This window comes from Bacteroidales bacterium (genome assembly GCA_029210725.1).
GTDB lineage: Bacteria > Bacteroidota > Bacteroidia > Bacteroidales.
Genome location: JARGFM010000054.1, coordinates 1 through 9,674 on the forward strand (window position 1 = coordinate 1; position 9,674 = coordinate 9,674).

Sequence of the window (9,674 nt, forward strand, 5' to 3'; positions counted from 1 at the left end):
AGTACCACGACCTGTTCCGGGAGGAGCGCGATCCTGAAAAGGATAAGACTCTGGCGGATCTCAATGCCCTGATGGCCCTGGTGATGACCGATATCAATGCAGGGAATACCCCTGATATTGAGGAGGCCGCCCGTTTAACAGGAGTGGATCCGGAAACCGCCCGCAGTTTGGTGGAATCGGTGATGGATAGACTGGAAAACATACCGCGTCCTGAGGAGATATCTCCCGGAAAATCTCCCGGAAAATCCCCGTTTTCCCCAAATAGTCAGCCGGCCCCCGGTAAAAAACAGCCGGCGGCTTCAAAACAATTACCGGTGCAGACCGGGGAGGGGATCCGCCTGCTGAACTCCGACGATAAACTGCTCTTTGACCTTCACCTGTACATGATGGCGGATGAGATCCGCAGGCTGGCTCCCTGGGAGGTTCTGTACGAAACCGAAATGTTCGGGGTGCAGGTGCCCGGCACCGATAGGGTCTATTTTGTGAGTGTGATGGGAAACGAGGGGGAGTTCAGGGCGCTCTCTTTCTATAAGGGGTACGAGGGACTGACCGGTTTTCTGGATTACAGTGCACATGTCGGAGAGCTGACCCGCCCGGGAATTTCTGAGAAAAGCATGCTCCGGGCCTCCACCATGATCGGGAATCCCATCTGCATCCCGCACCTGATGCTCTCCTTTGTAGACCGGGAGGAGCTGGAAAAGGAGGATCTTGCGGCCATCAGAAAATCCGGGAAGAGCTTCCGGGGGAAGGGCAACTGGCCACAGTTCGGGGAGTTTGTTCCGGGCTGCCTGCCGGTGTATCCCTCCAGGGAGACCCTCACCGAGTTGTACCTGGTGCTGAAGCAGACCCTCCTGGTACTGGAAAGGGCCTTGGGGGAAACCCAGTATTTATTGCGCGACGGGGACCCCGATGCCACCCTGCTGGTCCGTGTTCCCACGGGGAAAGGACCCAGGTTCGGGTGGAAGGACCATTACCTCGTCCCTGACCGCCGCCGGGGCGAGCCAAGCTATTCGGTGAATATAGATCCCAAAACACCCACTGCACTCTCCCGGCTTCCGGAAGCAAGCCAGGTCCTTCAGCTCGATCTCTTTATGCTGCCCGCTCCGGTGAAAGAGAAGGGCAGCAGGGCTTACTTCCCTTTTGTGCTCTTGATGGTCGAAAAGGGAAACGGCCTGGTCAGGAGCAGCTCCATCCTGGTACCGCAACCCGACCTCCGGTCGATGTACGAATCCCTTCCGCAACGCGTTCTCGGGGAGCTGGTACAATCCGGCCACCGGCCCTCGAAGATCGAGATCCGCACGGATCTGCTGTTTGAGATTCTGCCGGAGATCCTGGAGAAGGCCGGGTGCAGGGTCGAATGGGTCGAGCAGATGCCGGAGATGGATGAGGCGATAGAGTCCCTGATCTCCCATCTGACTTAAAGCAAACGTTTTCCAGGCAAGTTCGCACCCGATCTGACTATCTTTAGGAGACTTGATCCTCCAGCATTTTGACTGCATCGCCCAGGAGGCGTTCTCCCACTTCTCTGAGGTCATCTTCGCTTACCGGATAGGATGAAAGCAAACCATACCGGCAGGTATAATGTGCTTCTTCCAAATCATCAGGACTCTGCAACAACATCCGGAGTCCCTTGCCCGCACGTCCCGCCAGTTCCTTCCATTCCTCCTTAAACAGGGCGGCAATGGCACTACCTTTTTTAGCAGCCTTGGCATGGGGCCTTATGAGACAACTGATATCTTTTGTCTGAACGGCCATTACTTTTTTATCACTGGAATAGGCTGCGGAGGCTGCCAGGCTGCCAATGATAATGATGTTTTCACGACAGTTTTCTGGAATGACATCTGAGACCTGCTTAAGTACTTCGGAGGGATTCACTTTGTTCATGCAGTGGCATTTCTTTTTAAATGATCCAGGAATTCGGTAGCCTGACCTTCCAGCTTGGCTTCATGAAGATCTAACAGGCAGTCCACCTCGTCGGCATAGTACCCTTCGTTGGAAGCCTGGAAGAAAGAGTCAGTGGTGAACAGACGGTGTGTTACAAGCTGAGGCAGTTCTCCTGATCTTGCTTCCCTTAATCCCGGATCCAGTTGGTGGATCATATCTTCGATCCGATTTTCCTGCCAGTTATGAAAAGAAAGGTCAAGCCGGTGAATGCCAATCAGGTTGATCCCCGGCATGTAATTCCTGGCGCCCATAATCCCTCCAAGCGCCAGATCCTTATCATTATGCTGACGGAGTCTGTCCAGTAACTGCTCTACAGGTCTTTGGTGGTTTGCTGTATAGCCCTTACTTTGTCTGATTTCCCTGGATTTTGATACCAATCTGAACCATTCTTCCGTGGGGAAGGACCTTAACTCAATCCTTCTGTCAGTGTGCCTGATCAGGACTTTTTCGATCCTGCCAAGGGCTGTCCCTATAGTGGGATAAGAATATCCGGTTACTTCTGACAATTGCTTGATTTGAAGTGGACCAGTCTTTCGGAACCAGTTTACAAGTAATGCATGAAGAATCTCATAATAAGCATCCTGTTTTTTCCTTTCGAGGCTTGACTTTCTTTCAAAATGCAGTTTTTCGCGGATCACCTGGGCCACCTGAAGGATACTATCATCAGCAATACCCATGTATGCTGATTGCTTTCCATTGGCAAACCTTATGATACCTAAACGGGAAAAGATGCCGGGGTGAAAGATCCGGCTCATTGCCTTCCACTCATCTCGCAAACGCTTGGGACTTATCCTGGAATCATTAAGAAGAAGCATCGCATTTTTCTCTACTTGTTCGGCCAGAACCTTAGCCAGGCTTACCAATACTGATTGTACTCCTCTGATATTATGCAGCTTATAGGCAAACTCGAAAAGCGTATCTTCATAAATGGCATCTGGCTCATAGTTCCCGGCGCCTTTTGGCTTTTTTGAATAACTGATCGTTTTCACAGAAACAAAGTTGCGACTTTTAATTTAAACATGCGACTACAATTGAAAGTTGCAACTATAGTGCCGGTAGCTGCCTGTAAAGGGTCTCATACTGCAGGAAAATTACTCTGTCAGATTTCAATTCAGGATATTGGTTCAGAAAAATCTATGTGATCATGTATTTTACCTGAAATACCGGATGGCTCAGTCGTCCGAGAACTCCTGCAGCAGTTTGCGGTAGGAGGAGAAGATCTTGGAGCGGGAGATAAAGCCCAGGTATTTGCCCTGGTCGGTGACCGGCAGGTTCCAGGCGCCGGTCTCCTCGAAGATCTCCAGCACCTTTTCCATTTTTTCTTTCCGGTCGATGACAGCCGGCGGGATCTGCATGATCTCGGCGATCTCCACCTTGTCGTAAAGTTCGGTATTGAAGATGATATCCCGCACGTCATCCAGGCTGATGACCCCCACCAGCTCCTGCTCGTCGTTGACTACCGGGAAGATGTTTCGCTTTGATTTGGAGATCGCCCTGACCAGCCCACCCAGGTTCTCCCCGGCCTTCACCTTTTTAAAGTCCTTTTCCAGCACCTCATCCACCGACAAAATGCTCAGAACGGCCTTGTCCTTGTGATGGGTCATCAGCTCGCCCCGCTGGGCCAGGCGCATGGTGTAAACCGACTGTTTCTCGAAGGCCAGGATGGTCACGTAGGAAATGGTGGCCGTCACGATCAGGGGGATAAACAGGGTATACCCCCCGGTGATCTCCGCGATCAGGAAGATGGCGGTCAGGGGGGCATGCATCACTCCGGCCATCACTCCGGCCATTCCCACCAGGGAGAAGTTGTTCTCGGAAATGCTTACGGGTGTAAACAAATTGACCGCTTTGGCCAGGGTGGCCCCGCTCATGCCTCCCACAAAGAGGGCAGGGGCGAAGATGCCTCCCACTCCGCCGCTGCCGGTGGTCAGGGCCATGGCAATCACCTTGAAGAAGATCAGCAGCAGGAAGAAGATAATGATGTAATAGCTGTTGTTCCCGATAATCCCTTCAAAAAGGGTACCGTCAAAGAGTGTGGTGGAATGTCCCGTCAGCAGGGAGCGCAGGGTGATGTAGCCTTCCCCGAAGAGCTGGGGCAGCAGGAAGATCAGCACCGAGACCAGAAAGCCCCCGGTGAGGGTGCGAAGCAGTCCGTGCCTGATTTTTCCCATGGTATGCTCCACCAGGTTGTTCATCCGGGTAAAGTAGAGCGAGACCAGCCCGGTAAACACTCCCAGCAGGATGTAGAAGGGGAGGTTTTGTATGGCAAAGGGCTCACTGATGGTGAAGGCAAAAACCACCTGCTCGCCCAGCAGGAAGTAGGAGACGATGGCCGCGGTGACCGACGCGAGCAGCAGCGGTACCATCGACCAGGTGGTCAGGTCCAGCATCAGTACTTCGAAAGAGAAGATCAGCGCTGCAATGGGGGCCTTGAAGATCCCTGCAATGGCCCCGGCTGCGCCGCAGCCCACCAGCAGCACCACCGATTTGTAGTTGAGCCGGAGGAGGTGACCGATGCTGGATCCGATGGACGAGCCGGTAAGCACGATGGGGGCCTCCAGTCCCACCGATCCGCCCAGTCCCACGGTGAGCGAACTGGCCACCATGGAACTCCAGGTGTTGTGGGCCTTCAGGTGCCCTTTCCGTTTGGAGATGGCAAAGAGGATCTTGCTGATGCCGTGACCGATATCCTGTTTGAGCAGGTATCTCACAAAAAGCATGGTAAGCAGGATCCCTCCCAGGGGCAGGAGGAAGCCGGGTTCCGTGGAATGGTCGCCCAGCAGCCACGACCTGGATTTCAGTTCCACAAAGTGGGTGAGGTTCTTCAGAAGTGCGGCGGCGGTTCCCGACAGCAGCCCGATGAGCACACTCAGGGCCAGCATCAGCTGCCGGTGCCTGATCTGCCTGACAATTCTAAGTAAGCGTCTTCGTACGGTTGAAATCTTCATTGCTTCACGCCATCATGAATTATGGCCTGTTTGGAGCTCATTGCGCCGGCAAATGTAGCTCAATTTTGCCTGAAAAATGAGCTTCAAAAGAATTTTTCATGAGCCTGAAACAGATTGTACGTCTTTTACTTCTTTTCCACCAGGATCTTTCTGCTCAGCGTCCCGTGCCTGTTTTCAAAGATCAGAATATAGCAACCCGGGGCGATTTGATCCATGCGGATGGAGTGGCTTTGTCCGGCCGGGATTTCCACCTGCGGATCGGCATAAACCACCTGGCCCAGGAGACTGGTGATCCGGACCGAGCCCTGCAGGCCTGAATCATTGCCGGAGCGAATATGGAAACTGCCTGTACCTGGATTGGGATAAACCAGCAGATTCGTTTCCCTTTGTGGCAACTGTGCCAATGGGAGGTGTTCACTTCCGCCAGTCCGGTGATCCAGACACCGCCGTTCCTGGTGCCTGCATAAAGAGAGCCGGGGGAAGCCTGGTTGATTTCGAGCCTGTCGATGTTCCGGCGTTCCAAACCCTGATTATAGGACGACCAGGTGGTTCCGCCGTCTTTGGAGAGGTATACCCCCTGGTCTTCGGTGCCCACATAATAGACCGGAGACTCCTGAAAATTATCAAAAGCCAGCGCGTTGGTCTGCAGGGATGGAAAGGATCCGACCAGCGTCCAGACGGTATCTCCTTCCCATTGGGACAGGCCCGATGAGGTGGCTGCAAATACCTGGTGTTCTGAATCCACGGCCAGATCCCTGACCGTGCCCGCGAAGGAGTAGTCACCGCCGGGACTGATACGCTCCCAGGTATCTCCCGCGTCTTCCGACCGCAGGACATATCCCAGATTGGAAGTCCCCTGGTAAACGATCTCCTGGTCCACAGGGTCCATGGCAATGGCCGAAACTCCGGTGTGGCTCTTGTGGCTCCATGATCCTCCGCCATTCTCTGTTTTATAAAAGCCATCGTAGCTCAGGCCGGCCCCGTCTATCCCGATGAAGATCACATCCGGATGGTCCGTGGGCCCGGTAATTTCCGTCGACCACCATTTGGCATCGTACATGGACCAGTTTGTAAAGAGCGACTGACCGTCCCAGCTGTCGCCTCCGTTTTCACTCTTATAGATATAATAGGAGCTGCCCTGGGGGATATAAGCGCTCTGTTTTGTGCCGGCAAAGAGTTTGTCCGGATCCCCGTGCTTGATAAAGACACTGTTCCTGCTGGTATTGGTTTCGCCAAGTACTTGCCAGGATTGTCCCTGGTCAAGGGTGCGGTACACATTGTTTTCGATGGCCACCAGCATTTTCCCGGGCGAGTCCGGATAACCCGCCATATCCAGGATTTCCGCAGGTAAAATACCATGGTTCCTGGAAGCCCAGGTTTCCGTTGCCTCCATGTATTGATAGATTCCTTTGTTGGCAAAGGCCAGATAATCGGCATCGCCGCTTATCAGAATGGAGGTGGGAAAACTGTGGGGAGCTCCGACCCGGTAGTACCAGGTATCCCCGGAGATCGAATAGGCGGCCACCGAGGAGGTGACATCCTCGTACTCGTACTCCATTCCCACCTGTACGTAATCGGGCATGTTGTCGCTGATAAACAGGGTGCTCTCGTAATTCACATTGGAAACCAGGTCAAAGGAGGAGGGCGGGCTTTGCTCCTCCCAGCTTAATCCGGCATTTTTGCTGATAAAGAGGGTCCGGTCGAACATATCGGTTTCGTAAGAAATGGCACACAGGGTATGATCCGCATAGCCGGCAGGGGTGCAGGCCAGGGCGTATACTTCTTCATTGGTCCCGAACAATCCGGCATTGGCCCAATCGGTGCCGTTGTTGTGACTGTAATAGATGCCGCCGCCGTCCGAATTTTCCGTTCCCACGTAGATTTTCAGGGTGTCGGAGGGATCGATCAGAATCTGTTTCACACTGTTGGGCATCTCGCTGATGCCCGCCCCGGTAAAATGAACCTCGTTCCAGGAGTCTCCCCCGTTGCTGCTTCTGAAAAAGCAGGGGGTCTCGGCGAAATAGTCCCAGCCGGCCGTGGTGTAGCGCTTGTCCGTGCCCAGCACAATGGTCCGCGGATTTTCCGGATTGTAGCCCGCGGTTTCGATCCGGACGGTATCGTCCCAGATGGGCTCCCAGTGAATCCCGTAATCGATGCTCTGGTAGAGCGTATACTCGGTGAAGCAGAGAATATGGGCCGGGTCCGCCTGGGATACGACCACCTGCTCCACCTCGCTCACGCTCAGGTCCAGCTGGGTCCAGTTCCCGGCGGCATTGACCGATTGATAGAGGCCACTGGGGGTGGCGGCATAGAGGGTGTCGGGGTGGGACATATCCATGGCCATGCTGTTGATATAGCCTACGTAGGGTCCGATGTTCTGCCAGGGCGTGCTCTGGCCGTTGCTCAGGCTAAGACACAGGAAGGCCATCGCCAGAGCGGAAAGGATTTTTTGCAGGAAGCACATGCTTGTTGTGGTGTTTTAGGATACGTAAATCGCAAATAACGATCAAGTTACAACAAACTTCCAAACAAGTCCAGTATGCGGAGCGGGAATGTTACATCTTATGCGGCTTGGCCTTCATGTACCGGACCTTTCGCAGGATCCAGTTGGGCAGAGGTTTGGTCACATCCTTGCGTTTCCAGAGATTGATGTACCAGCCAAAGCGTTTGGTAATCGGTATTTTGTGGGTTTCCACAAACTCGATCAGGGTCCCGTCGGGGTCCTCCACGTAGGCAAAATGGCCGGCGGCCTCGCCCATATCGAAGGGTTTGCCACTGGGATGGATGTCCGAATCCACGGTAAAGGGGAAGCCATTTTCGCTGCACTCCTCCTTGAGCACTTTCATATTGAGGATATCGAAACAGATATGAATAAAGCCCAGGTCGCCCCAGATGCGGTCCTTGTAGATTTTCTCAGGGGTGCGGTCCAGGGCCTGAAGCAGTTCGATCTCGGTGGGACCGAACAGCCTGGAGAAGGGTCCTTTCCGGTTTTCGCTGTGCTGCAGAAGGATCCTGCGGAACCTGCCCGTCCCCCCCGGAAGGCCCCTGAGATCGTCAAAGCTGCCCTCTTCATCGAAGGCCACCACATTATATCCCAGGATATCGCTGTAGAGCTCCATGGCCTTTTCGGGATTTGTGGTACCAATGGTCACCCCGAAGGATCCGCCCGTGGGCTTGCGCAGATTCTTAAAGATGGAGGGCTCCTCCACCACCTGCCAGATATTGTTGAAGGGGTCTTTTAAAAAGAAGGTCTTACGCCCGGTGGGGTCCTTCACGATTTCGCTGAGGCGGTTGGCATCTTTCAGGTGCTTGTAGGCTGCGGGCACATTGGTCGATTTGATCTTCCCGGCAATGATCCCCAGGTCGCCCAGCTGCAGCTCGAAGGCGGGGGCCAGGGGGGTCCGCTGGGTGTGCTGCCAGATCTCGAAACCGCCGCCCCCCATGATATTCATGGCCAGTCCGGCATGCCGCTCCCAGGGTTTTCCGTCGGTATGGGGCAGCATATACTCGGCAATGGCTTTTTCTTCAAACATGCGGATATCCATCCCAAAGTTGGGAATATACCATTTCCAGGCCTCGCCAAAATTACTCACGCCAATGCCTATCTGCTGGATGCCGGAGATGTATTTTCTGTGTAGAATTCTTCTGTTTTTCATATTAATGTGCAAAGATAGGTGTTTTCATGGTTTTTAGGAGAAAAAACTATCTTTGAAACGAACTAAGCCCTTTACCCTATGACCAAGAAACGGGTTCGTGGTGCCCGGCGTGGTATCCATATCAGAAACCTGATCTATTATCTCATCTATCCCTATACCAAGATCTTCTTTTTCCACTATTACGGAAAAGTGGAGATCCGGGGCAGGGAGAATATTCCCAGGAATGCCCCGGTGATTTTTGCGCCCAATCACCAGAATGCCCTGATGGATGCCCTGATCGTACTTTTTTCGGCACCCGGCGACGTGGTGTTCCTGGCCCGTGCCGATATTTTTAATAAGCGTTTTCTGGCTTTTCTCCTGAACAGTCTGAAGATCCTCCCCGTGTTCCGGCAGCGCGACGGGGCCTCCGAGCTGGGCAAGAACGCCGATATCTTTGATATCGCGGTTAATGTACTGAAAAACAAGCACTACCTCTGTGTTATGCCCGAGGGGAACCACGGGCACCAGCGGAAGCTGCGCACCATTGTCAAGGGGATTTTCCGGATCGCCCTCCAGGCCCAGGAGGAGGCAGGCAGCAAAGCGTTTGTAAAGATCGTTCCCGTGGGTCTCGATTTTGGCGATTATGTCAAGCAGAATACCTCCCTGTATATCAATTACGGCAAACCCATTGAGATTTCGGAGTACTGGGAGCAGTTTCAGGAGAACAGTGCCCGGGCCATCAACGCCCTGAAGTTGAGGCTGGCCGGGGAGCTGAGTCCGCTGATGATTGACATCCGCAACGAGGAGCACTATAAGGCCATTTACGTCCTGAAGGGTATTTATAATGAAACCATGCGGGCGGAGATGGGCCTGGAGGGAAAGCGGCTGAGCGACCGCTTCAAAGCCGACAAGGAGCTGATCGGCAGGCTGGAGGCGCTGATGGAGAAGGCCCCGGAAGCGGATCCGGACACTGAAGAGGCCACGGAAGCGGATCCGGACACTGAAGAGGCCACGGAAGCAGCTGGCTCCGGGGCGATCGAAACCCGGATGTCCTTGGAGTCTCCCGGGGCGATCGAAACCCGGATGTCCTTGGAGTCTCCCGGGGCGATCGAAACCCGGATGTCCACGGAGTCTCCCGGGGCGATCG

Annotated in this window: 7 protein-coding genes; 2 read left to right on the forward strand and 5 right to left on the reverse strand. The window is 53.9% G+C overall.

Annotated features, from left to right (window positions below; translation table 11 throughout):
* A partial coding sequence (locus tag P1P86_16295; GenBank protein ID MDF1576747.1) for a hypothetical protein occupies positions 1-1,421 on the forward strand: 1,421 nt, incomplete at its 5' end.
* A gap of 43 nt (positions 1,422-1,464) precedes the next feature.
* Here P1P86_16295 and P1P86_16300 read toward each other — a convergent pair.
* The 5 genes from P1P86_16300 to P1P86_16320 form a co-directional block, all read right to left on the reverse strand.
* A complete protein-coding gene (locus tag P1P86_16300; protein MDF1576748.1) occupies positions 1,465-1,884 on the reverse strand; it encodes a hypothetical protein in 420 nt (139 codons plus the stop codon).
* Positions 1,881-2,933, reverse strand: a complete 1,053-nt coding sequence (locus P1P86_16305) for a hypothetical protein (GenBank protein MDF1576749.1) — start codon at positions 2,931-2,933, stop codon at positions 1,881-1,883. Before P1P86_16305 ends, P1P86_16300 begins: the two co-directional genes overlap by 4 nt.
* A 183-nt stretch (positions 2,934-3,116) precedes the next feature.
* Positions 3,117-4,892, reverse strand: a complete 1,776-nt coding sequence (locus tag P1P86_16310) for a chloride channel protein (GenBank protein ID MDF1576750.1) — start codon at positions 4,890-4,892, stop codon at positions 3,117-3,119.
* 181 nt (positions 4,893-5,073) lie between these two features.
* Positions 5,074-7,356, reverse strand: a complete 2,283-nt coding sequence (locus P1P86_16315) for a hypothetical protein (protein MDF1576751.1) — start codon at positions 7,354-7,356, stop codon at positions 5,074-5,076.
* 91 nt (positions 7,357-7,447) lie between these two features.
* On the reverse strand, positions 7,448-8,548 hold the full coding sequence (locus tag P1P86_16320; GenBank protein ID MDF1576752.1) for a VOC family protein: 1,101 nt from the start codon (positions 8,546-8,548) through the stop codon (positions 7,448-7,450).
* Between the two features lie 78 nt (positions 8,549-8,626).
* Here P1P86_16320 and P1P86_16325 point away from each other — a divergent pair.
* Positions 8,627-9,674: 1-acyl-sn-glycerol-3-phosphate acyltransferase (locus P1P86_16325; protein MDF1576753.1), on the forward strand; the 1,048-nt coding region annotated here is incomplete at its 3' end.